21 protein-coding genes are annotated in these 24,954 nt (G+C 33.2%); 13 read left to right on the forward strand and 8 right to left on the reverse strand.

Annotated features, from left to right (window positions below):
* Nucleotide 1 precedes the first annotated feature (1 nt).
* The 3 genes from CLV00_RS13725 to CLV00_RS13735 all read left to right on the forward strand — a co-directional run bounded on the left by CLV00_RS13725 (nucleotide 2) and on the right by CLV00_RS13735 (nucleotide 4,440).
* Nucleotides 2-1,036, forward strand: a complete 1,035-nt coding sequence (locus CLV00_RS13725) for a hypothetical protein (protein WP_099715710.1) — start codon at nucleotides 2-4, stop codon at nucleotides 1,034-1,036.
* Between the two features lie 61 nt (nucleotides 1,037-1,097).
* Complete coding sequence (locus CLV00_RS13730) at nucleotides 1,098-1,811, forward strand: YebC/PmpR family DNA-binding transcriptional regulator (RefSeq protein ID WP_099715711.1); 714 nt, start codon at nucleotides 1,098-1,100, stop codon at nucleotides 1,809-1,811.
* A gap of 556 nt (nucleotides 1,812-2,367) precedes the next feature.
* Nucleotides 2,368-4,440: a hypothetical protein gene (locus CLV00_RS13735; RefSeq protein WP_099715712.1), complete on the forward strand. Its 2,073-nt coding sequence runs from the start codon at nucleotides 2,368-2,370 to the stop codon at nucleotides 4,438-4,440.
* Nucleotides 4,441-4,521: 81 nt separating this feature from the next.
* On the opposite strand, the gene CLV00_RS13740 is transcribed toward CLV00_RS13735, so the two are convergent.
* Nucleotides 4,522-5,562, reverse strand: coding sequence for a PLP-dependent cysteine synthase family protein (locus tag CLV00_RS13740; protein WP_099715713.1), 1,041 nt, complete (start codon nucleotides 5,560-5,562; stop codon nucleotides 4,522-4,524).
* A 68-nt stretch (nucleotides 5,563-5,630) separates the two neighbouring features.
* On the reverse strand, nucleotides 5,631-7,691 hold the full coding sequence (locus CLV00_RS13745; RefSeq protein ID WP_369800969.1) for a S9 family peptidase: 2,061 nt from the start codon (nucleotides 7,689-7,691) through the stop codon (nucleotides 5,631-5,633).
* A gap of 145 nt (nucleotides 7,692-7,836) precedes the next feature.
* On the opposite strand from CLV00_RS13745, the gene CLV00_RS13750 reads away from it, so the two are divergent.
* Nucleotides 7,837-8,157: a YbaB/EbfC family nucleoid-associated protein gene (locus CLV00_RS13750; protein WP_099715715.1), complete on the forward strand. Its 321-nt coding sequence runs from the start codon at nucleotides 7,837-7,839 to the stop codon at nucleotides 8,155-8,157.
* An 85-nt stretch (nucleotides 8,158-8,242) separates the two neighbouring features.
* Here the strand turns inward: CLV00_RS13750 and CLV00_RS13755 are convergent, their stop codons facing one another.
* The gene (locus CLV00_RS13755) at nucleotides 8,243-9,265 is read right to left on the reverse strand and encodes a low specificity L-threonine aldolase (RefSeq protein ID WP_099715716.1); all 1,023 of its coding nucleotides are present in this window, start codon (nucleotides 9,263-9,265) and stop codon (nucleotides 8,243-8,245) included.
* A 188-nt stretch (nucleotides 9,266-9,453) separates the two neighbouring features.
* Between CLV00_RS13755 and prfB the strand changes: the two genes are divergently transcribed.
* Both prfB and CLV00_RS13765 read left to right on the forward strand, forming a co-directional pair.
* Nucleotides 9,454-10,549, forward strand: a protein-coding gene (prfB, locus tag CLV00_RS13760; RefSeq protein WP_143394899.1) for a peptide chain release factor 2 whose coding sequence is annotated in 2 segments (ribosomal slippage) — nucleotides 9,454-9,516 and nucleotides 9,518-10,549 — 1,095 coding nt in all. Because the reading frame shifts where the segments join, the coding sequence is not laid out codon by codon here.
* 92 nt (nucleotides 10,550-10,641) lie between these two features.
* Nucleotides 10,642-11,340 carry an energy transducer TonB gene (locus tag CLV00_RS13765; protein WP_099715718.1) on the forward strand — a complete coding sequence of 233 codons (699 nt, stop codon included), beginning with the start codon at nucleotides 10,642-10,644 and terminating at the stop codon, nucleotides 11,338-11,340.
* A gap of 28 nt (nucleotides 11,341-11,368) precedes the next feature.
* Here the strand turns inward: CLV00_RS13765 and CLV00_RS13770 are convergent, their stop codons facing one another.
* A complete protein-coding gene (locus CLV00_RS13770; RefSeq protein ID WP_099715719.1) occupies nucleotides 11,369-12,280 on the reverse strand; it encodes a phospholipase A in 912 nt (303 codons plus the stop codon).
* Between the two features lie 186 nt (nucleotides 12,281-12,466).
* On the opposite strand from CLV00_RS13770, the gene lpxD reads away from it, so the two are divergent.
* The 4 genes from lpxD to CLV00_RS13790 all read left to right on the forward strand — a co-directional run bounded on the left by lpxD (nucleotide 12,467) and on the right by CLV00_RS13790 (nucleotide 16,684).
* A complete protein-coding gene (lpxD, locus tag CLV00_RS13775; protein WP_099715720.1) occupies nucleotides 12,467-13,465 on the forward strand; it encodes a UDP-3-O-(3-hydroxymyristoyl)glucosamine N-acyltransferase in 999 nt (332 codons plus the stop codon).
* 166 nt (nucleotides 13,466-13,631) lie between these two features.
* Entirely contained in the window at nucleotides 13,632-15,260 is a 1,629-nt protein-coding gene (locus CLV00_RS13780; protein WP_099715721.1) for an acyl-CoA carboxylase subunit beta, read from the forward strand.
* A gap of 139 nt (nucleotides 15,261-15,399) precedes the next feature.
* Nucleotides 15,400-16,032 carry a hypothetical protein gene (locus tag CLV00_RS13785; protein WP_099715722.1) on the forward strand — a complete coding sequence of 211 codons (633 nt, stop codon included), beginning with the start codon at nucleotides 15,400-15,402 and terminating at the stop codon, nucleotides 16,030-16,032.
* A 229-nt stretch (nucleotides 16,033-16,261) separates the two neighbouring features.
* Nucleotides 16,262-16,684, forward strand: coding sequence for a DoxX family protein (locus CLV00_RS13790; protein WP_099715723.1), 423 nt, complete (start codon nucleotides 16,262-16,264; stop codon nucleotides 16,682-16,684).
* Between the two features lie 49 nt (nucleotides 16,685-16,733).
* On the opposite strand, the gene CLV00_RS13795 is transcribed toward CLV00_RS13790, so the two are convergent.
* Nucleotides 16,734-17,783 carry an AMP-binding protein gene (locus tag CLV00_RS13795; RefSeq protein WP_369800949.1) on the reverse strand — a complete coding sequence of 350 codons (1,050 nt, stop codon included), beginning with the start codon at nucleotides 17,781-17,783 and terminating at the stop codon, nucleotides 16,734-16,736.
* Nucleotides 17,784-17,820: 37 nt separating this feature from the next.
* The gene (locus tag CLV00_RS13800) at nucleotides 17,821-18,732 is read right to left on the reverse strand and encodes a CPBP family intramembrane glutamic endopeptidase (RefSeq protein ID WP_099715724.1); all 912 of its coding nucleotides are present in this window, start codon (nucleotides 18,730-18,732) and stop codon (nucleotides 17,821-17,823) included.
* Between the two features lie 108 nt (nucleotides 18,733-18,840).
* Here CLV00_RS13800 and arsC point away from each other — a divergent pair, with 108 nt between their 5' ends.
* Together arsC and CLV00_RS13810 are read left to right on the forward strand one after the other, a co-directional pair.
* Entirely contained in the window at nucleotides 18,841-19,185 is a 345-nt protein-coding gene (arsC, locus tag CLV00_RS13805; protein WP_099715725.1) for an arsenate reductase (glutaredoxin), read from the forward strand.
* Nucleotides 19,186-19,291: 106 nt separating this feature from the next.
* A complete protein-coding gene (locus tag CLV00_RS13810; RefSeq protein WP_315161886.1) occupies nucleotides 19,292-21,754 on the forward strand; it encodes a TonB-dependent receptor domain-containing protein in 2,463 nt (820 codons plus the stop codon).
* A gap of 120 nt (nucleotides 21,755-21,874) precedes the next feature.
* Here the strand turns inward: CLV00_RS13810 and CLV00_RS13815 are convergent, their stop codons facing one another.
* Nucleotides 21,875-22,039, reverse strand: coding sequence for a hypothetical protein (locus CLV00_RS13815; protein WP_099716357.1), 165 nt, complete (start codon nucleotides 22,037-22,039; stop codon nucleotides 21,875-21,877).
* 259 nt (nucleotides 22,040-22,298) lie between these two features.
* Between CLV00_RS13815 and fumC the strand changes: the two genes are divergently transcribed.
* On the forward strand, nucleotides 22,299-23,696 hold the full coding sequence (gene fumC / locus CLV00_RS13820; protein ID WP_099715727.1) for a class II fumarate hydratase: 1,398 nt from the start codon (nucleotides 22,299-22,301) through the stop codon (nucleotides 23,694-23,696).
* Between the two features lie 179 nt (nucleotides 23,697-23,875).
* Here fumC and CLV00_RS13825 read toward each other — a convergent pair whose 3' ends face one another.
* Entirely contained in the window at nucleotides 23,876-24,883 is a 1,008-nt protein-coding gene (locus CLV00_RS13825) for an LLM class flavin-dependent oxidoreductase (RefSeq protein ID WP_099715728.1), read from the reverse strand.
* Between the last annotated feature and the right edge of the window lie 71 nt (nucleotides 24,884-24,954).

The raw sequence follows: 24,954 nt of genomic DNA on the forward strand, positions 1-24,954 counted from the left end.
AATGAAACTAACCTTTACTTCGTTCCTCTTTTTAATTACAATTACCTTTTCTAATGCGCAAGAATTCAAAACTCCTGTTGACTATTTGAATTACATTGGTAAAGAAACTGATGCTATTTCTCGAACAACATGGAAATACACTTCGGCAGTTGCACATAGTAAAAATGCCCGAAGAATTGATGTAACGCGTAAAACATTGGTAAAAAGTATTCAAAATGCCACTAAAAAAATAGAAGCTTTAAAAGATGGATATAAAGGTGATGTTGAATATAAAGACCAACTACTAGCTTATTTATCAATTTCTGAAAAACAAATCAATCAGGAATATGAAAAAATCATAAACATGCAGGAAGTGGCGGAACAATCCTATGATTTTATGGAAGCTTTTATTTTGGCAAGAGACTTGGTCAATACTAAAATCAATGAAGAAGTGGATAAATTGAATGCCAACCAAAAAATATTTGCAACTAAATATGGAATCCAAATTGGAGAAGATAAAAGTGAATTGGGTAAAAAAATGAAAATCTCCAATGAAGTTTTTGAAAATCATACCCAATTATTTCTGATTTTTTTCAAAGTAAATTTTACAGAATCTCTTATGATGAATGCCATTGCTGAAAACAATTTGAATGCTATTCAACAAAACAGTAATGCATTAGAACAATATTCGAATGAGGGTTTGGATAAACTAAAAACATTTAAAGCCTACAATAATGATTTAATACTGGTAAATGCTACCAAAAAAGTATTGGAATTCAGTAAAAAAGAAGCGTTAGAATTTAGTCCTAAAGTAGTTGCTTTTATGATGCTCAATCAGAAATTTCAAGAGACTAAAAAAATAATGGATAACAAATCAGTCGCTTCCAGATCAAAGGAAGAAGTGGATAATTTCAATAAATTGGTAAACGAGTTGAATAAAGAAGTTGGTAATTATAATGCTAACAATAATAAATTCAATTCAGAGCGTGCAAATACAATCAATTTTTGGAATGTAACCGGTGATAGTTTTATTTCAAAGCACGTGCCAATTGATTAATAAAAATTTTTGAAAAAATAACTAATAACTGTATTTTTGCAGTTCAAAATAAAAAATAGAAATGGGAAGAGCGTTTGAGTTTAGAAAAGGTAGAAAAATGAAACGTTGGTCAGCAATGGCCAAAGCATTTACCAGAATTGGTAAAGATATTGTAATGGCCGTAAAGGAAGGCGGACCAAATCCTGAAGCCAATTCAAGATTAAGAGCCGTAATCCAGAATTCAAAGGCAGTAAATATGCCAAAAGAAAATGTAGAACGTGCCATTAAAAAAGCTACTGATAAAGACACCGCCAACTATAAAGAAGTTTTATTTGAAGGATATGCGCCTCATGGAATTGCAATTCTAGTTGAAACAGCTACAGATAATAATAACAGAACTGTTGCTAATGTTAGAAGTTATTTTAACAAATGCAATGGAACTATGGGAACTCAAGGTTCTGTTGAATTTATGTTTGATCACACGTGTAATTTCAGAATTCCGGCAAACGGAATCGACCCTGAAGAATTAGAATTAGAATTAATCGATTTTGGTGCTGAAGAGATTTTTGAAGATGAAGATGGTATTTTAATATATGCTCCTTTTGGCAGTTTTGGAACCATTCAAAAAGAATTAGAAAATAGAGGACTTGAAATTCTTTCTTCCGGATTTGAAAGAATCCCTCAAATTACCAAAAAACTTACAGAAGCTGAAGTCGCTGATGTAGAAAAACTAATTGAAAAATTAGAGGAGGATGATGATGTGATGAACGTATATCATACTATGGAAGAGGAATAGATTTTGATACAATTATACTTTAAACTCTAGCTTTGGCTAGAGTTTTTTTTGTTTCACAATTTATGAACTAACAATATTACCTCTGTGAGTTATTGTTTAAAGTATTCTTTGAGTTATTTTTTAAAATCAGCTGAAAACATATTTATAAAACAAACCAAGTAGTTTCTTGGAATTATATGTTTCCCTAAGGCTTTTACCTTTTTCTAAAATTTTCAAGCAATAAGTCAATAGTATATAAATAAGTTTTTAAAAGACATTTGCCTCCAAATTATTTTATAAATACCGTTTAAATTATTGACTTTATCTAAAAATAGAAGATTTAGCAAACGAGTATTATTTAATATCTTTTATACTGCTACCAAGTTTCTTATATTTGCTGACTTTTGCGAAATGCTACGCCTTAAAAACAAGCGAAACATCAAACCGTTAGGAGCACAATTATTTTTTGTTATGATCTTCTACAAAAATATAGTCCCTGATTGAATGAGTTTAGTTAGCAATGTAAATTTCCAAATACAGAGTATCGTTCTAAAGAACGTTTTAAATTACAACATCTATGACAAACAACATTCTAATTGAAAATCAATATAAAAGAACCAGTTTATTTGAAAAAGAAAATGTGAACTATTTAGTGCGCATTTTAAAAAGATTCAATACCGTACCAAAGATAAATAACATCAATATTATCACTTCAACCAGTGAGCCTACTGTTTTTAAAATTGTACCCAACAAATCAATTATAATTGGTTCCTCATTTTTAGACAAACCCATTTTAGCGTTAGTCTATTTAAGATATGGAATCGAATGGCAGCTATGGTACAAAGCATTGAACGCCGAGAAAAAAGATGTTGTTTTATGTGATATTGCAGCTCTCGAAGTGATTCGAATTTTTTATAATTTACTACCGAAAGATGATAAGGAAAAATTAGAAAATCTTGATTATATTCTAATTAACTTAATTAAAAATGATGCCTCTTTAAATACTGAATCTTCATTAATAAACGACGAGCTTCAATCTTTTCATGGTTTAAAAAATGCAAACACTGAACTCAAAGAATCTTGGAAACCAATTGTCGAAAATCTTGCAAAACCGACAGAATACATGTTGATGTCTGGTGGTGATCTTCGATTGAATATCGATGAGATTCATTTGCTAAACAAATACGGATGCCGTCCATTCCCAAGACCTGATGCATTTACCTTTGCATCGTCTACGGCGTCAAGTGTTTCTAATTTTGCTTTTGATAAAACAGATAAAGTGAGAAGTATATTGATTAGAAATAGTCTTAAGAAAGGTTTTCAAAATACTACAATCGAGTTTTCTGAATTGCTAAAAAATAATCTTAGACATATCTTTAAATTAAATGAGGAAAGTGAAATAATTTTTTCACCATCAGGTACTGATTCTTCACTCCAAATAGCAGCCATAACACAAATTATTTCTGACAAAGAAATTACACATATTTTGGTGGCCTCTGATGAAACTGGTAGCGGTGTAGCTGCGGCCTTAAAAGGGTGTCATTTTGAAAACACTACAGCTTTAAATTATCCAATTAAAAAAGACACTAAAATTGAAGGTTTTAGAGATGTTGATTTAATACAAATCCCTTTTAGAGATCAAAATGGCGCATTAAAAACGTCTAATCAATTAGATCAGGAAGTATTTGATGCCGTTGTTAAGACCAGAAATGAAGGCAGACATATAGTATTACATACTATGGACCAATCAAAATTAGGATATCAATCTCCCAGCGACGAATTTATTAAAAAACTAAATACACTTGAAGATTTATCAATTCAAATAATTGTAGATGGTTCACAGCTAAGATTAGATCCAAAAGACATACAAAATTATTTAAATAAAGGCTATATTGTCACCATAACGGGGAGTAAATTCTTTACTGGTCCTCCATATTGCGGTGCATTAATTTTACCTAAAAATGTCAATAAATTAATTCAATCTGTAAAAAACACATTACCCAAAGGATTAAACCAATATTATAATCGTTCTGATTGGCCGACTTCCTGGTTTTGTTCCAATGAATTATCTGAAGGCTATAACTATGGTTCCTATATGCGCTGGAATGCTGCGGTGGTTGAAATGGACAGGTATTACAAAACACCTATTTTATATCGAAATATGGGTATTGAGATGTTTTGTAATTTTGTGGATGATTCCATAAAAGAGGCCACTTTTTTACAGCCTATTTACGGGGATGAAACAAAAACTAAGATTTACAGCAGTAAAGAATTTGGAATAAGAAATATTCGTACCATTTTTCCTTTCTTTATTTTTAAAAACAATGAGGTCTTATCTGTTGATAAAGTAAAAAAATTATATACTTTATTAAATTCTGATTTATCTGATCAGTTTGAAGGTTCTTCTTTAGAAATCATTCGACTTGCTGCCCAAAAATGTCATATTGGTCAAGCAGTTAATGTAAAATATACTACAGAAATTGAAAGTGCTATTTTAAGAATTAGTTTAGGCGCAAGAGTTATTTCTGAAAGTTGGGTCAATAGAGATATTAGTCTCTTTTTTAGAAATATAGAATTACAAATGAGTCAGATCACAATCACTATTAAAAAAATTGAATTGATACTTAATAATTCTGAATTATTGGATTAAATAAAAAGTATTCAAATTTAATATTCAATAAAAAAGTCCCATTTACTGAGGTAAATGGGACTTTTTTATTGAATATTAAATTTATTTTATAAATTCTATTTTTTGAACTTCTTCTTCGTTGATGCTGTCAAAGAAACCTTGTTCGTTCATCCAATCATCGCTAAATACTTTACTCATATAACGAGAACCATGATCCGGGAAAATTGCTATTACATTACTATTAGCGTCAAATTCACCTTCTTCTGCATATTGTCTAATCGCTTGCATCACTGCTCCTGAAGTATATCCAACAAATAAACCTTCTTTTCTGGTAATTTCTCGTGCAGCATGAGCGCTTTCCTCATCGGTAACTTTCATGAACTTATCAATAATATCAAAATCAGTTGCAGATGGAATTAAATTTTTTCCTAGACCTTCTATTCTATATGGATAAATTTCGTCATTATCAAATTCTCTAGTTTCATGATATTTTTTCAATACAGACCCAAAAGCATCCACTCCAAGAATTCTAATAGTAGGATTTTGTTCTTTTAAATATTTTGCAGTACCTGAAATAGTTCCGCCTGTTCCACTACAAGCAATTAAGTGTGTAATTGCTCCGCTAGTTTGTTTCCAAATCTCCGGACCGGTAGACTTATAATGCGCATCAACATTCAACTCATTAAAATACTGATTAATATAAATCGAACCTTTCGTTTCTTCATGCAAACGTTTAGCGACGTTATAATAAGAACGCTCATCATCAGCAGAAACATGCGCCGGACAAACATATACTTTAGCACCCAAGCTGCGAAGCATGTCAATTTTATCTTTAGATGATTTAGAACTAACAGCAAGAATACAGTTGTAGCCTTTTATAATACTGACCATTGCTAAACTAAAACCCGTATTACCGGAAGTTGTTTCAATTATGGTATCACCAGGAGATAAAATACCTCTCCTTTCAGCTTCTTCAATTATGTATAATGCTATTCTATCTTTTGAAGAATGTCCCGGATTAAAAGCTTCTACTTTAGCGTAAAAATTTCCTTCTAAATTTTCAGTAACTTTATTTAGCTTAATAAGTGGAGTATTACCTATTAATTCTAAGACATTATTATAAGCAGTTATTTCTTTTTTCATAAAAAAATAGTTAGTCGTGGCAATCTTTCACTAAACACGAATGTTACAAATTTAACAAAAAAATCTAATTAGTTTTTAATTTCTTCTAAATCTAATAGAAAACTATATTCTTTTGCTAATTCCTTTAGGGCTTCAAAACGCCCAGAAGCACCTCCGTGACCGGCATCCATATTTGTATTAAGATATAAAACAGTGTCATTTGTTTTTTGAGTTCGTAGCTTTGCAACCCACTTTGCAGGCTCCCAATATTGCACTTGAGAGTCATGAAGTCCAGTAGAAACAAACATATTAGGATATTTTTGAGCCTTTACATTATCATAAGGTGAATAAGACAACATATAATCGTAATATTTTTTCACGTTTGGATTACCCCATTCGTCATATTCTCCAGTTGTAAGCGGAATAGTGTCATCAAGCATCGTAGTAATTACATCCACAAAAGGAACTTGAGCAATCACTCCGTTGTATAATTCAGGTGCCATATTTACTACTGCTCCCATTAATAATCCTCCTGCTGAACCGCCTTCGGCATATAAATGTTTAGGTGACGTATATTTTTCCTGAATTAAAAACTTAGAGCAATCGATAAAATCAGTGAATGTATTTTTCTTTTTCAATAATTTTCCGTCTTCATACCATTGTCTACCTAAATCTTCTCCACCGCGAATGTGTGCTATTGCAAATACAAATCCTCTGTCCAGAATAGACAAGCGTGTCGATGAAAAGTAAGTATCCATTGTAACTCCATAAGAGCCATATGCATAAAGCAATAAAGGATTGTTACCGTCTTTCTTTAATCCTTTTCGGTATACCAAAGAAATAGGCACTTTTGTACCATCGGTAGCCGTGGCCCAAACGCGTTCTTCGATGTAATTATTTTTATCGAATTTGCCTCCAAGAACTTCTTGCTCTTTCTTGATTTCTTTCTCTTTGGTTTTCATGTTAAAATCAATAACCGAAGATGGTGTTGCTAATGATTGATAGCTGTAACGCAAAATATCCGTGTCAAAATCAACATTTGTAGTTGTATAGGCATTGTACGTTTCACTCCCAAAAGGCAAGTAATACTCTCCTGCTCCACTCCATGGCATAATCCTGATATGATTCAATCCATTCGAACGTTCTTCAACAACCAAATAGTTTCTGAAAATCTCGATATCTTCCAGCAAAACGTCTTTTCTATGGGCAATTATATCTTTCCAATTTTCTTTTGCAGTAGCGTTCTCAGGCGTTTTCATCAACTTGAAATTGGTCGCCTTATCTTTATTGGTAAGAATGTAAAAAGAATCTCCAAAATGAGAAATACTGTATTCTAAACCACGAACTCTTGGTTGAAAAACTACAAACTCACCGTCTGGAGTATCAGAATTAAGTATTCTATATTCAGTAGTCAATGTACTTCCGGAACCAATGACAATGTATTTTCTTGATTTTTCTTTACTCACCGAAACGTTGAACGTATCGTCTTTTTCATTAAAAACCAAAACATCATCGGCAGCATCAGTGTCTAATTTATGCTTGAAAACTTTATCTGAACGCAAGGTAACTTTGTCTTGTCTTGTATAAAAAATAGTTTTATTATCGTTTGCCCAAACAGAGTTCCCTGTGGCATTTTCGATTTTATCCGAAAGGATTTCTCCCGTTTCAAGATTTTTTATCTGTATGGTGTAAATTCTTCTTCCAACAATGTCTATTCCAAAACTTGCAAATTTATTGTCACGACTCACACTCAAACCTCCTAATTGGAAGTACGAATGTCCTTTGGCCAAATCATTGCAGTTGAATAAAATTTCTTCATTGGCAGAAAGATTTCCTTTTTTTCTCGAATAAATGGGATAATCCTGCCCTTTTTCAAAACGGGTGATGTAGTAATAGCCGTTGTATAAATAAGGAACTGACTGATCATCTTCCTTAATTCTTCCTTTCATTTCCTCAAACAATTCTTTTTGAAAATCTTTAGTATGAGCAGTCATTGCATCATAATATTTGTTTTCCTTATTCAGGTAATCAATAACTTCGGGATTTTCTCTGTCATTTAACCAGAAGTAATTATCAATTCTTGTCTCATTATGTTTTTCTAATGATTTAGGAATTATTTTAGCTACTGGAATTGGACTTTTTTTTAACATTTGTTGTGCTTTTGTATTAGTAAATGAAGTTACAAAAATAACACAAAGAGAAGTTATGATGAGTCTATTTTTCATGAATATTTTGTTGAATATGACTATGCAATATACTAATTTTGTGATTCAATTAATTTAAAAAAATTAAAACATGGATTTAATGGGAATGATGGGCAAACTTAAAGAAACCCAACAAAAGATAGAAGACACTAAAAAACGTTTAGACACAGTCCTTATAGATGAGCAAAGTACCGATGGTTTATTGAAAGTGACACTGACTGCCAATCGCTCCATTAAATCAATTACTATTGACGATTCTTTGCTGGAAGACAAAGAACAATTAGAAGATTATATGATTTTGGTACTAAACAAAGCTATCGAAAAAGCTACTAAAGTAAATGAAGCTGAACTTGATGCTGTTGCAAAAATGGATATGCCAATGATTCCAGGAATGGATAATCTTTTTAAATAAAAAAGTTTAAAGTTTAAGGTTTACTGTTTTTTCATCGCGATAAAAACGTTAAACCTTAAACTTTAAACAAATTTTACAAACAGAATTATACTAATTTTTGGAGTGTTTCCAAAACATAAGTATGCATCACTTCTCTATAATCAAGATGCGTTACAATTCTCAATTTTCCATGTCCCATCGAGCTGATTGAAATATTTTTTTGTTTTAAAACTTCAATTAAATTCTTCTCGTTACAATTTGGTACCAATGAAAAAATCAAAATATTAGTCTCAACTGGCTCTACAGAAGCGACCCAGCTTAACTTTTTCAATACTTCTGCAATTTCTTTAGCTCTACGATGATCTTCAGCAAGACGTTCTATATTGTTATCCAAAGCATAAATTCCGGCTGCTGCCAAATATCCTACTTGACGCATTCCGCCACCAAATATTTTTCGAACACGCAACGCTCTGTGAATAGTCGCTTTATCAGCCAATAAAACAGAACCAATTGGTGCTCCCAATCCTTTGGATAAACAAACCGAAATCGTATCGAATAATTTTCCAAATGCTTTTGGATCTTGCTTTTTGGCTACCAATGCATTCCAAATTCGGGCGCCATCCATGTGGAATTTCAAATTATTGGCATCGCAAACCTGTTTTATTCTTTGCAAGTCTTCTAGTTCGTAACAAGCGCCTCCACCTTTATTGGTTGTGTTTTCCACACAAACTAAACTCGTTAAAGGACTGTGATAAAATTCAGGGTCATTAATTGCTCCCGCTACTTGTTCGGCAGTTATCATTCCGCGGTTTCCGTCTAATAAACAGCAAGAAACTCCGCTGTTAAAAGAAACTCCACCACCTTCATAATGATAAACGTGCGCGTATTTGTCCGCTATTAATTGTTCGCCGGGCTGTGTATGCAATTTTATGGCTGCTTGATTGGCCATTGTTCCTGAAGGGAAGAAAAGTCCTGCCTCCATACCAAACATCGCTGCAACTTTTGCTTCTAATTCAATAACTGTAGGATCTTGTTTGTAAACATCATCACCTACAACTGCTTTGAACATATATTGCAACATTTCGTTGGAAGGCTTTGTGATGGTATCGCTAATTAAATTTATTTCCATATTTTTTTATTATCAGTACGGGCTATTCTCGAATTGTCCCTTCGTAAAATTTTTCTATTTTTGTGCCACAAATTTACATAATACCGTTTGTTAATTCAAACTAGTTCAGTTAAAACTAAACTAAATATATTACACAACGGAATTTTTTGTAAATATTGAAAACAGACCTATCAAATTAATATAATTTTATGACAACTACCGAACAAATTAAAGGTATTGTGGAGCGCCTTGGTGCGTTGAGGAGGTATCTTTGACGTTGATGCCAAGCTAATTGAGATTTCTAATGAAGAAGAGAAAACTTTTGCTCCCGACTTTTGGAACAATGCAAAAGAAGCGGAACTCATTGTAAAAAATCTTAGAAACAAGAAAAAATGGATTGAAGATTACAATAAAGCTGTCGAAATGACGGACGAATTGCAACTCGCCTATGATTTTTACAGAGAAGGAGAACTTACCGGAGAAGAATTAGACGAACATTACAACGCCACTCAAGCTCATATTGAAGCAATCGAATTCAAAAATATGCTTTCGGATGAAGGTGATACATTGAGTGCTGTTGTGCAAATAACTGCCGGTGCCGGTGGAACCGAAAGTTGTGATTGGGCCGAAATGCTAATGCGCATGTACATGATGTGGGGCGAAAAATACGGCTATAAAATCAAAGAACTGAATTTCCAGAAAGGTGAAGCAGCTGGAATAAAAACCGTAACACTCGAATTTGAAGGCGATTATTCCTTTGGCTATTTGAAAGGCGAAAACGGAGTGCATCGATTGGTTCGAATATCACCTTTTGACAGTAATGCCAAGCGTCATACTTCGTTTGCATCCGTTTATGTGTATCCGCTTGTAGATGATAGTATCGAAATTGACATTAATCCCGCTGATATCGAAATTACCACTTCGCGATCCAGTGGTGCGGGAGGACAAAATGTAAATAAAGTAGAAACTAAAGTACAATTGTTTCACAAACCAACGGGGATTCAGATACAATGTTCTGAAACACGATCACAACAAGATAACAGACAACGAGCGATGCAAATGTTACGCTCTCAACTGTACGAAATTGAGTTAAAAAAGAAACAGGCACAACGCGCGGATATTGAAGCCGGGAAAATGAAAATAGAATGGGGTTCACAAATCAGAAATTACGTGATGCAACCCTATAAATTAGTCAAAGATGTTCGAACCGGCCATGAAACCAGCAATGTTGAAGGCGTAATGAATGGAGAAATCGATGAATTCCTTAAAGCATATCTCATGATGATGGGACAAAAAGAAGAGTAAAAATATTCTACTATTAAATTTAATCCTACAGTAAGCTAAAGCTATATTGTAGGATTTTTTTGTTACTTTTGTTCCAAAATCATCACGTTACCATGAAAAAATTACTTGTATTATTCGTTTTGTTATCCTCCACAATTTTTTATGCTCAGAAAAAAGTATACTTTACTGAAGACTTTAAAGAGTTACCTTCTGCAGATAATGCGATTTATTATACTATTTATGAACAGAGTCCAGAAGGAACATTGCGAACAACTTACTACCTCGATAATTCTCTTTTTACCAAAGATCATTTTTCAAATTACAAAAGACGAATTTTAAATGGCACATCTGAAAAGTGGTATAAAAATGGCACTAAACAAATGCTGGCAATATATATTAAAGGCAAACAAGAAGGCGTTCAAACTCGATATTTTGAAAACGGTCAAGTAAAACGTACCGAAAATTTTAAAAATGGAGAATTTGTTAATGGAAAATGTTTTGATGAAAACGGAACTGAAATAGCGTTTTTTCCTTACTACGTAAAACCTGAATTCCCAGGAGGAATGAAAGCTTTTTATGATTATGTAGCAAATAATTTTAAATCTCCAAACAGTGGTAGAGGGGAAATAAGAATTGGATTTTATGTTGAATTAGACGGAACTTTAAACCACTTCGAAGTTGTAAAAAGTATCAATAAAGAGATGGATTTGTCAGCTATACGATTATTAGTTAATGGCCCAAGATGGACTCCAGGTAAAATAGATGGTAAAGAAACACGTGTGAAATTTGGTATACCAATTACCGTTCTGTAGATATTTTTAAGAATTGCTCCTTTAAAATTTAAAGCCATTCTATCAAGGAAACCCCTACTCCAATAGTAGTTTGTAAATTATTATAATCAATCAGCGTTTCACCATATCCATGAGAGATTAGCAAGTATCCCTTAAGATTATCTTTTATGGGATACGACCAGGAAAAGGATGAATTGCCTCTTGTTTTGGAATTAAAATTTAGATTATGGCTGCCAATAAAAGAAAATATATTACCATTTTTGGTATAAATCACATTTATATCACCACGCCCAACATATTCTGAAATATCCGGATTATCATCTTTCTCTGCAGGCAGACGAAACCAAGGCCTAAGATAAATTGTCCAATTTTTACGTTCTAATCCTGCATGAAGAATAACTCTGTTCCAACTTCTTGAAAAAGGTTCGCTCTTCCCGTTAGACTGGTGATTGAAAGCCACTCCAACCATTCGGGCTTTAAAACCCAAAAAATTAAATTTAACAGGAACATTCAAAATAAGTTCCGGCTCGTAATTCACTTCTCTAAAGGGTCTTGAAAGATCATTATTATAGATTTGCCAATGTGATATTTGTGTATAAGCAACCCATAAATCGCCGTGTCCCCAGAAAATTCCCTGTAAAACTTTGGTCTTGAAACTCAATTGAAATTTAGCTTCTATATTATTGTAATCAACTCCATCAGGAGCAACATAATCAGGATCTACATTTCCTGAAATAGGCTGTTCATTTGGATTATTTGTCCATCGAACCGGTAAAACATACATTGGCTTATAAGGAGTCACCAAAAATGTCCCTCTAACAGAAGTGGTGTCTAATTCCCAGCGTTCAGTCAAATCCCGGAGTTGTGTTTTACTGTTAAATAAAGCCTGAATTTGTGCATTTGCAGAAAAACCAGAAAAGAAAAGTATAAAAACTGAAAATTTTATTTGAAATGATTTCATCAGGTACAAGCATACATTAAACAGCAAAATTAATTTTTTAAAACTCCCTTTTGTTGTGAATTTATTTTTATTACTTATATAAATAACACTTTTTTATCTTGTTAAAGAATTTATCAAGATTAGGAATTTTAACCCTAAATTCTTTTATTTGATAATTATTAAACAACCAAATCCAATATATACTTAATGAAATCCTACACAATTCAAGAAATAAATGAGATTCTAAAAGGAGAAATAGTCGGGAATACTTTTCAAAGTATTACTGCGCCTGAACAACTTGAAGCCGCTAATGAATCTGAAATTTCATTTATTGGAAACAAAAAATACGAAAAATTTTGGTCTGCATCCAAGGCTTGTGTAGCGGTTGTCAACGAAGATATATCTATAGAACCCGGAGAATACAGGGCTTTCATAAAAGTAAAAAATGCTGATTTAGCAATGTCTCAGGTATTGGAACTTTTTGCACCTCCAACACCAATATTTACAATTGACATTCACCCAACAGCAGTAATTGACTCAACTGCAACTATTTGTAATGGTGCCCGAATTGGTGCAGGATGTTATATAGGACCTAAAGTTATAATTGGAGACAATGCAACTATTTATCCAAATGTGACTATACTTGACGAATGCACAATAGGTAAAAACACCGTGATTTGGTCAGGAACAGTTATTAGAGAACGATGTCATATTGGGAATGATTGTATTTTGCATCCTAACGCAACAATTGGTGCCGATGGTTTTGGTTTTCGTCCTGATCCACAAAGAGGTTTGGTGAAAATTCCACAAATTGGAAATGTTATTATTGGTAACAGTGTAGAAATTGGTGCTAACTCGTGTGTTGATAGAGGAAAATTCAGTTCAACCGTTTTAGGAGATGGTTGCAAAATTGATAATTTAGTTCAAATAGGTCATAACAGTAAATTGGGGAAATTCTGTATTATGGCTGGAAACAGCGGATTAGCTGGATCAGTAACGTTAGGAAATGGTGTAATCATTGGCGGAAGCGCTTCGATAAAAGACCACACTACTATTGGCGATGGTGCCATTGTTGGTGCTGGTTCCGGTGTAACAGGAGATATTCCAGCAGGGAAAACCATGTTAGGATATCCAGCTGTTGAAGCTCGTGATGCATTAAAACAATGGGCAATTTTGAAAAGACTGGTTAATGAGTCAAAAAAATAAACACTTACTTTTTTATTAAATTCATAAAAAAACAGAGATAAACTTCTGTTTTTTTGTTTTAATAGTAAACATATATTCGATTTTCATCAAAATCCAATTAAAATAATAAAATTTATTTAGTTGGATTTTGTATTTTAGCACAAAATTTTTTTAACACTATTTCATCATGGATTTGAACTTCAACAAAAACGAAGACCACAATAAACTTTTACTTTCAGCATTGCGACAAAAATTAAGCGTAGTCAAATTAGGAGGTGGTGAAAAACGCATCCAAAAATTACATGGTGAAGGCAAAATGACAGCACGCGAGCGTATTGATTATTTATTGGACCCAAAAGCAAAATGCATAGAAATTGGGGCGTTTGTTGGTGAAGGAATGTATACAGAACATGGTGGCTGTCCATCTGGTGGAGTTGTTGTGAAAATAGGATATATCAAAGGAAAACAATGTATTGTTGTAGCTAATGATGCTACTGTAAAAGCAGGTGCTTGGTTTCCCATAACTGCAAAGAAAAATCTGCGTGCGCAAGAAATTGCAATGGAAAATCGCCTTCCAATCATCTATTTAGTGGATAGTGCAGGCGTTTATTTGCCTTTGCAAGATGAGATTTTCCCGGATAAAGAGCATTTTGGTCGCATTTTTAGAAATAATGCTCAAATGAGCAGCATGGGAATTACTCAAATCGCTGCTGTAATGGGAAGTTGTGTTGCTGGTGGTGCTTATTTACCAATTATGAGCGATGAAGCGATGATTGTGGATAAAACAGGAAGTATTTTCTTAGCCGGAAGTTATTTAGTAAAAGCTGCCATTGGCGAAAGCATCGATAACGAAACGTTAGGCGGAGCAACTACACATTGTGAAATTTCGGGCGTTACAGATTACAAAGCCAAAGATGATAAAGACGCATTAGATAAAATAAAAAATATTGTTGACAAAATAGGTGATTTTGACAAAGCTGGTTACAGCCGAATTAAAGCAGAGAAACCCGCATTAGACGAGAAAGAAATCTACGGTGTTTTACCAAAAGCCCGAAATGAACAGTACGATATGATGGAAATCATCAATCGTCTGGTTGATAATTCCGAGTTTGAAGCCTATAAAGACGGTTACGGTCAAACTATTATTACCGGTTATGCCAGAATTGACGGTTGGGCAGTTGGAATTGTTGCCAACCAACGAAAAGTAGTAAAAACTAAAAATGGTGAAATGCAATTTGGAGGCGTAATTTACTCTGATAGCGCTGATAAAGCCACACGTTTTATCGCTAATTGCAACCAAAAGAAAATTCCTTTGGTATTCGTTCAAGATGTTACCGGTTTTATGGTTGGATCCAAATCTGAACATGGCGGAATTATTAAAGACGGTGCCAAAATGGTAAATGCTGTATCCAATTCAGTTGTACCAAAATTCACGGTTATCGTAGGAAATTCATACGGTGCCGGAAATTATGCCATGTGTGGAAAAGCGTATGACCCAAGATTAATTTTTGCTTGGCCTAGTGCTGAACTAGCCGTAATGGGCGGAACCCAAGCTGCGAAAGTATTAGCACAAATTGAAGCTTCTTCGCTTAAAGCAAAAGGCGAACTGGTTGACGAAACCAAAGAGAAAGAATTGTTTGATAAAATCAAAGCTAGATATGATGAACAGGTTTCGCCTTATTATGCAGCATCACGATTATGGACTGATGCAATCATCGATCCTTTAGACACCAGAACCTGGATTTCTATGGGTATTGAAGCGGCAAACCACTCGCCTATTGAGAAGAAATTTAATTTGGGCGTTATTCAAGTTTAACCACTCATTTACAGATACTTAAATCTATATTTTGTATATTTATAATGCTTTTAGGAACTATATAAATGGTTCCTAAAAGTAGTTATAATGCCCTAAAAAATCTTAACCTAATTCATTTAATTATCTAAAATTAAAAGAAATGAAAAAGATTTTTGTTTTACTAACAACACTTTTATTGTTAGTGGGGCAGTTTACAAATGCACAAAATAAAACCGAAAATACTATTTTGTCAAAGGATAAGAAACCTTTTTATCTCGAAACTGGAATCAATGCATCGCTGCCTGTACACATACAAATGTATCGAAGTCATAGACTTGCTCTAGGAATAAATGCCAGAGCTGGAAAAATAATTTCTAGAAAATTAGAACTCGGGATCCGATTTGATTATGATTATAGATTCATTAAAAAAGGCAGTCGAATACTGACTCCCGAAAGCACATTAACAGAAAGAGCTTTACATAGTAATTTTAGTTTATTCAGCATTAAACCAAATGTTCAGTTTAATTTAAATTCAAATTATTTTTTGGGAGTCGAAACCGGTTTAGGATATGCACTTTCTGATGAAGATAGTAAAATTGGATTGGGTTTTGTATCTGAATATGCCAGTGACCAACAATTTGGATTGTGTTCAGGTCTGTATTTTGGAAAATCATTTGACATTGGTTCTAATAAAGACAAAATCAGTTTATCTCTTAATTTCACTCAATTTTTAGCTCTTGGTCATGCAGAAAACAGCCTTGGTTTGCGAATAAATTACCTGTTCCTAAAGTAAATGAAAGCATTTCAAATTATTAAAAATTACTCAATCCTTTTTTAAATTTAACTTCTCTACTCTCGCTGTACTATAAATTAAGACACCATTATTAGTAATTTATTCGCAAAAGCTACCGTACAATTCTTTTGAAGGAAGAAAACATTCAAAGTTTAGTTTTCTTTAACAATTATAAATTATTTAATTAAAAATCAGTAACTTAGTACTACATTTTTAAAACTATAGTATTATGAACAGCGTAAAAAATTTAAACAAATGGGCGAATACGCACACTTATTTAACCGTGGATTTGGTACGAATAGCACTTGGAGTATTTTTGTTTATGAAAGGAATCTCTTTTATAACGAATATCCAATATTTAAATGATCTGATATCTCCAATTGACAGAATTGGCGGTGGAATGTTTCTCGTTCATTATATTGCTCCGGCGCACATGGTTGGCGGCATAATGATTGCTTTTGGTTTATTGACAAGATGGGCAATAATAGCACAACTTCCTATATTAATAGGTGCTATCGTAGTAAATTTTATGGGAGAAATGCATTCCCAAAATTTACTTTTGGCATTACTGATATTAGGAATTTGTATCTTTTTCTTATTCTACGGAAGCGGAAAAAATTCAGCTGATTATTACTTTAAAATGGAGCAATAATTAAATAAAAAAGCTTCAAAAGTAACGGAAGCTTTTTTATTAAAACAATTTAAATACTTTCTATAATTTCTTTGCGTTTTATCTTCCCGTTTTCTGTTTCAGAAAATTTAGAAACATAAAAAACTTCTTTTGGTTTTTCATATTTGTCCAAACCATCAAAAATACTGTCTTCCAATATTTGCTGTTCCCCTTCAATAACAATAACTAATTTTTCACCTAAAACAGCATCTTGTTTTCCGGTTACAAAAAATCTTGAGTTAATTTTATCCGATAACTTATCTTCAATTTTTTCAGGAATCAATTTGATTCCACCGCTGTTTATTACATTATCAATACGACCTAAAAAAAGAAATTGATTTTCGCCTACAAGTTCCACTAAATCATTTGTGACAATAGATTCGTTAGAAATTTTTAAAGCATCAATCACCAGACAATTTCTATCATCTTGGCTAATTTTAATATTTGGCAAAATTGAAAAAGTCTCCTCTCCTATTTTCTTAGCTGCAATATGAGTAATGGTTTCCGTCATACCGTAGGTTTCATACACTTCCGTTTTCAATTTAGAAAGTCCTTTTTCAAGAGTATTGTTCATTTTTGCACCACCAACAATCATCTTTTTTACATTCTTCAACTCTGATAAAGAGTTTTGAGCTTGTAAAGGAACCATCGCTACAAAATCATATTTGGTATCGTTTTGCAACATAGGATGAGAACTTGGCGCAACAAAATCAACATCAAGACCCAGAATAAAACCCCTCACAAACATCATTTTTCCTGCAATATATTTAGTAGGTAAGCAATGTAATACTTTGTCTCCAGGTTTTAAATCGAAAAAATCACCCGTAGCAATTGCTGAATTGACCATCGCTTGTTTATCGACACGAATCAATTTTGGAGTTCCGGTAGTCCCGGAAGTATTCATTTCTATATACGATTTGTTATCAAACCAATCGAGTACAAAATCTCCCACTGATTTTTCGAATTCGTCTCCTTCTTTTATAAAACTGTACGCTACTCTGCATAAATCATTTCGATTCAGATGAAACCCGTTTAGCTTAAAGAGATTGTGGACATTATGATATGTTATTGTATCAATCATGATAGGTTTATTTTAAATTATTGAACAGTTTTAATGATTAAATATTTCCAGTTAGTTTTTCTTTCCAATTGGTCCAATTGTATTTTTTACTAAAGATAAATAAAAGTATTGGGTAAATAAGAACCACCGGCACTATAACATCTAATCCGGCTGACGGTTCCGAAATATCTTTAAAAATTGAATTGGTTTGAAATGCAGACCAATCAGAAGTAACAAGTAAAGCACCTACTAAATTATTGGCAGCATGAAATCCTAAAGCCAGCTCCATTCCTTCATCCATCAATGTAATAATTCCCAGTAAAAGCCCCGTTCCTATATAATATACAAGTACTATATGCCCTATTTTAGCCACTTCAGGATTAAAAATATGCATTCCTCCAAAGATAACCGAAGTCATCAATAAGGGAAACCATTTATTCTTTGCAAGATTAGCAAATCCCTGCATTAAGTATCCTCTAAAAATATATTCTTCAGAACTGGTTTGAATAGGAATTAGCACTACACCAATTACGACTAAAATTGCAAATGGCACTGGTTTAAAATTGATTACAAAATCGTTAGGATTAGAAAAATAGAATAGCAAAGTGGATACAATTGTAAAAACGGACCAAATCATAAAAGAAAATCCAACTCTTTTCCAATCTGTTTTAGCTCTTGATGTTGTTACAGAAAGCATCGTTTGTCCGTGTAAATTACGAACTACCAACACAATCCCAAGCATAATAAAAACGAACGAAATCAGTATTAAAAACAAAGTCAGATTTGAGTCAAAAAAACGCATTACCGATTCATTATCTGTTGGATAAGGTTTTCCATTAAAAATTGTTTCATACAATATTCCTATTAAAAGTGGCAACTGACCCACAAATGAAGCGCAAATTATTATTATTGAACCTAAAATATACTTCCAAAAATGATTCTCTGATTTTATTCCCTGTTCTATAAACATATAATTTTCGTTTTATTTTTATACTTTATTAGTTTAGCAAATGCTATTTTTGTTACATCAATACTAATCCTTCAAATACCCATTTATAATAACCCAATAGTATTAACTATGATACAAATATACCATAATTCACGCTGTGGAAAATCCAGAAATTGCCTCGCATTTGTGGAAAACTCAAAAAAAGAGTTTGAAATCATCAATTATTTGACAAACCCACCTTCATTTGAAGAGTTGTCAGCTATTATCGAAAAATTAAACATAAAACCCATTGAATTAGTCCGCCAAAAAGAAAAAATTTGGATAGAAAATTTTAAAGATCAAAAATTGAATGATGAACAAATTATTCAAGCCATGATCTCGCATCCAATTCTAATTGAAAGACCAATTGTAATCGATGGAAACTCGGCTATTATAGGACGTGATTTAGAAAAAGTGGCCTCTTTTATTTTATAAAAACCCGGTTGTTTTAATTAACATTTTTTTGTGATTTTTAGTATTAAACCAAATCCTACTTTTGCAATCTAAAGTTTGTAACCAAAGTTTTTAAAAAATGAAAAAAATGAAATCCGTTTTAATTCTTGTTCTCTTTTTTACGACCCTGTTCAGTTTTGCTCAAGCTCCACAAGCTCAACAAGGTCCTGCAGTTCCAAAAATTAAAATAACAGGTAAGGTAATTGAGAAAATAAGTAAACAACCTCTTGAATACGCTACAATTACTTTTTTAATTCCAAACAATCCAAAACCAGTTGCTGGTGGAATTACAAATCCAAATGGGGAATTTGAAATTGAGGTTAAACCGGGTGTTTATGATATAAAAATTGAATTTATATCTTTTAAAATAAACGAAATTAAACAAAAGAACCTTCAAAAAAGTACGAGTTTAGGTTTAATCAGTTTAGATGAAGATGCGAATCAATTGAATGAAGTTGTTATTCGTTCTGAGAAAACAACTGTTGAAATAAAATTAGACAAAAAAGTATACAATGTAGGGAATGACCTTATGGTAAAAGGAGGAACTGTTAGTGATGTTTTAGACAACATCCCTTCTGTTGCTGTTGATGTTGAAGGAAATGTAAGTCTTCGTGGAAATGAAAATGTTAGGGTTCTTATTGATGGCAAGCCTTCAAATGCTATTAATATTGCTGAGGCATTGCGATTAATTCCAGCCGATGCGATTGACAAAGTAGAAGTTATTACCAATCCATCTGCACGATATGATGCCGAAGGTGGTGGTGGTTTATTAAATATTATCTTGAAAAAAGGTAAAAATCAAGGTTTAAATGGAACTTTTATAGCTTCAACCGGATATCCTGAAACATACGGTTTAAGCGGTACCTTAAACTATAAATCAAAAAACTTTAATCTTTTTACTACTCAAGGATACAATGACCGTAGTAATCCCGGAAATGCATTTACAGATTCAAGATATTTAAATGCTGATAATTCTACTCGAAATTATGTCAATGAAACTAGAGAAAACGAAAGAGATAATAAAGGATATAATGGAAATTTTGGAATGGAATGGTATTTAAGTGAAAGCCTTTCTTGGACCAATACCTTTAACTATAGAAAAAGTAATGGTATCAACGTTGATAACGTTTTCCAGAATAATTATGATTCAGGATTTAATTATGACTATACCCGTAATCGTATCAATTTAGAAAATAGCGATAGTGAAAACGTAGAATTTGCAACAAACTTCACTAAGAAATTTAAAAAAGACGGTCATAAATTAACCATTGACGGTTCCTTTTCTACTAATGATGACATCAACGATGCGTTAATTACAGACACAGCTACAAATACAAGTGTGATAAAATTTGATAACACTATCAACAATCAAACTCAAAGCAGAAATTTACTTCAAATGGATTATGTTTTACCTATTGGAAAAGGAAGCCAGTTTGAAGCAGGATACCGTGGTGATTTCTCAGAATTACTTACTGATTACAGAGTAGAAAATGATGGAGTAATCAATAACAACTTCACAAATACATTAGAATACAAGGAGAAAGTTAATGCGCTTTACACTCAATATGGTGTAAAAATTAATAAATTCTCAGCCCTTTTCGGATTGCGTTTTGAGGATTCAAATATTGAAATCAATCAATTAGCAACTAATGATTTCAACACTAAAAAGTATAACAACTTTTTTCCAAGTGCTTTCTTCACTTATGAAATATCAGACAAAAGCAGCGCTTCTTTAAGCTATAGCCGAAGAATTCAAAGACCTAGAGGAAGAATGTTGAATCCGTTCAGCAACTTGTCGAGTAACATCAATATTTTTGTTGGAAATCCAGATTTAGATCCTGCATTTTCAGATGCTATTGATTTTGGTTACATCAAAAGATGGGAAAAATTAACTTTCAATACTTCCTTATACGTAAATAAAACAACAGATGTTTTCCAATTTGCAAGAAGAGAATCAGGAGATTTCGTTAACGGAACACCAATCTTAATCAGTTCTCCTATCAACTTGGCAACTGAATATAGAACAGGATTTGAATTTACATTAAACTATTCTCCATACAAATGGTGGAAATTAAACAGTAACTTCAATTTCTTCAGAAACGAAACGCAAGGAGATTTTACCTATACAGATTTTAACAATAATGAAATTGTACAAAATTTTGATAACGTAGCGACATCTTGGTCAACAAGACTAACTTCAAAAATCACATTGCCATACAAAATCGACTGGCAGACTAATGCAACCTATAATGGTCCACAAAATAATGCACAAGGAAGAAGCTTAGGGATTTTTGCAGCAAACATAGCATTCAGTAAAGACGTATTAAAAGACAAAGGAACACTTTCATTCAACGTAAGTGATGTATTCAATTCCAGAAAAAGAATCATGGAAAGTAATCTTCCAGGAATTGTAAGTTCGTACAGCGAAATGCAATGGAGAGAAAGACAGTTTAGCTTATCGTTCACGTATCGTTTTAACAAACAGAAAAACGAAAGAGAACAACAACCTAAGCGAAATCAAAATGAAAATGAAGGTGATTTTCAAGGATAAAAAAATAAGGACTCGTGAAAACGGGTCCTTTTTCTTTTTAGACAAAAAGTAAAATAGCTGAGTATAACGCATAAAAAAAAGGGCCCATAAAATGAGTCCTTTTTTTATTTAACAAAAAGTTTAAACTGATTGTTCTTTCTTCGCTTTTCTTTCTTTATATCTTTCCCATAAAGCTCCACCAATCCAATATTGAACGAAACCTACAAGAAAAAACATTAACCAAAATCCTATAGTAAGAATGGTTAAGAAAAGTAAAAAGCCTAAGTACTGTGAAAATTCAAACATGTTTTCCGGAATTTTTGAATGTAGCCACAAATGTAAGTTTAATTCCTTTTCGTACCAATAAAAAAACATAAAAACTACCAATCAATTTTTATAAAAAAGGAATTATCCGTATTTTTGAGCTCAGAATTTGGAGCTGTTTCCCGCTGTTCACTCTAATCTTTTCTTTTTGGCAGCAAAAAGAAAAGGATTTCTCCCGAAGCTTCGGGATCATCGGGGCTAAAACGTAATAAACGACATAATTATTTTTAAATAACAAGAAATGAAATTCAGAATAGAAAAAGACACCATGGGTGAAGTGCAGGTTCCAGCTGATAAATATTGGGGCGCACAAACAGAACGTTCAAGAAACAACTTCAAAATAGGTCCATCGGCTTCTATGCCAAAAGAAATTATTGAAGGTTTTGCTTATCTTAAAAAAGCAGCGGCTTATGCCAATTGTGATTTAGGTGTTTTGCCAGTCGAAAAACGCGATGCCATTGGTGCTGTTTGTGATGAAATTCTAGCTGGAAAATTAGATAACGAATTCCCATTGGTGATTTGGCAAACTGGTTCAGGTACACAAAGTAACATGAACGTGAATGAAGTAGTTGCAAATCGTGCGCAAGTACTAAAAGGATTCAACATTGGCGAAGGCGAGCAATTCATTAAAGCCAATGACGATGTAAATAAATCACAATCTTCAAATGATACTTTCCCTACCGGAATGCACATTGCAGCGTATAAAGCAGTTGTAGAAGTTACGATTCCCGGTGTAGAAAAATTAAGAGATACACTTCATGCCAAAGCGGTTGAATTCAATAATGTGGTTAAAATAGGTCGTACGCATTTAATGGATGCTACGCCACTTACATTAGGACAGGAAATTTCAGGATATGTAGCGCAATTGAACTACGGTTTGAAAGCGGTTAAAAATACGTTAGCACACTTATCAGAAGTAGCTTTAGGAGGAACTGCAGTAGGAACAGGATTAAATACTCCAGAAGGATATGACGTAAAAGTAGCGGAATATATTGCTGAATTTACAGGACATCCGTTCGTAACTGCCGAAAATAAATTTGAAGCGCTGGCTGCACACGATGCTATCGTAGAAACACACGGTGCGTTAAAACAACTGGCGGTTTCATTGAATAAAATTGCCAATGATGTGCGTATGTTAGCATCTGGACCTCGTTCAGGAATTGGAGAAATCCTTATTCCGGAAAATGAGCCAGGATCTTCTATTATGCCAGGAAAAGTAAACCCAACACAGTGTGAAGCATTGACTATGGTTTGCGCACAAGTTATGGGGAATGATGTTGCAATCTCTGTTGGAGGAATGCAAGGTCATTATGAATTGAATGTTTTCAAACCATTAATGGCTGCAAACTTCTTGCAATCAGCCCGTTTATTAGGTGATGCTTGTATGTCTTTTGACGAACATTGCGCACAAGGTATTGAACCTAACTACAAACGTATCAAAGAATTGGTTGACAATTCATTGATGTTAGTTACGGCTTTGAATACTAAAATTGGGTACTACAAATCAGCTGAAATTGCTCAAACTGCACACAGAAACGGAACAACGCTTAAAGAAGAAGCGGTTCGTTTGGGATATGTAACTCCTGAAGATTTTGATGCTTGGGTTAAACCGGAAGATATGGTTGGAAGCCTTAAATAATTAATGATGAATTGTTAATTATTAATGAGTTATAAATTAAAAACCCTGCAATATAAGTTGTAGGGTTTTTAATTTAATCTATTTTAAATAATTGAGCTTCTTAGATGAACTTACATGACTTATATGGTTTAAATTCATCAAAAAATAAATTAATTTTAGTTTAAAAAACATCCGAAATTCTATTTCTTATTAATTGTATCCATTACTTCCTTCATGATTCGAATGCTTTTCAATTTATCTTCATGATTAAAAATTGGGCTCGTAATCATCAATTCATCAATTTGCGTATATTCAATAAATTGCTTCAATTCGGTAACTAATTTTTCTTTGCTTCCTACAAATGAACAAGCAGTCATTTGGTTTACATGAAAATGTTCTTCTTCACGCATAATTCCATCAAGCGAATCAACTGGCGGTTGTAACGGCTTTCTATCATTCCGAATCAAATTCAGAAACATTTGAGTTAAACTCGTTGATAATTTTTCTGCTTCTTCATTTGTATCTGCAGCTATTGCGTTTACACAAGCCATTGTTTTGGGTTGGTCTAAATATTTTGAAGGCTCAAAGTTATCTCGGTAAAATTGAAATGCTTGATACATTTGTTTCGGCGCAAAATGTCCTGCAAAGGCATACGGCAATCCATTAGCAGCAGCCAAAGCAGCACTATCCATACTAGAGCCTAAAATCCAAATGGGAACATTAGTCCCTTCTGCAGGAAAAGCACGCACTTTTGCAGTAGCATTATCCTCCGAGAAAAATTCCTGTAGCGCGGCAACATTTTGAGGAAATCGCTGTGATTGTTCGAAGAAATCTTTCCGAATCGCTTGTGCAGTTAAACCATCCGTTCCTGGTGCTCTTCCTAATCCTAAATCAATCCGATTGGGATATAGTGTTTCAAGTGTACCAAATTGTTCCGCAATAATTAACGGGGCATGATTGGGCAACATAATACCACCGGAACCTACACGGATATTCTGGGTTTGACTGGCAATATAACCAATCAAAACTACCGTAGCAGTACTCGCTACGTGCGCCATATTATGATGTTCGGCTAACCAAAAACGGTTGTAATCTAAACTGTCAGCAAGTTGTGCCAGTGCTTTTGTTTTTTGTAATGTTTCGCTTGCATTGCTATTTTCGGTAATTATCGCTAATTCAAGTAGGGAAATTGGAATATTTTTAGTCATTATAAATTTCAGATTTTGAACAAAATTAGGCAATTACACAAACTCATTAAATTTTGAGGTGTTAATTGATT

The organism is Flavobacterium sp. 11, assembly GCF_002754315.1.
In the GTDB taxonomy this organism is placed as follows: Bacteria; Bacteroidota; Bacteroidia; order Flavobacteriales; family Flavobacteriaceae; genus Flavobacterium; species Flavobacterium algoritolerans.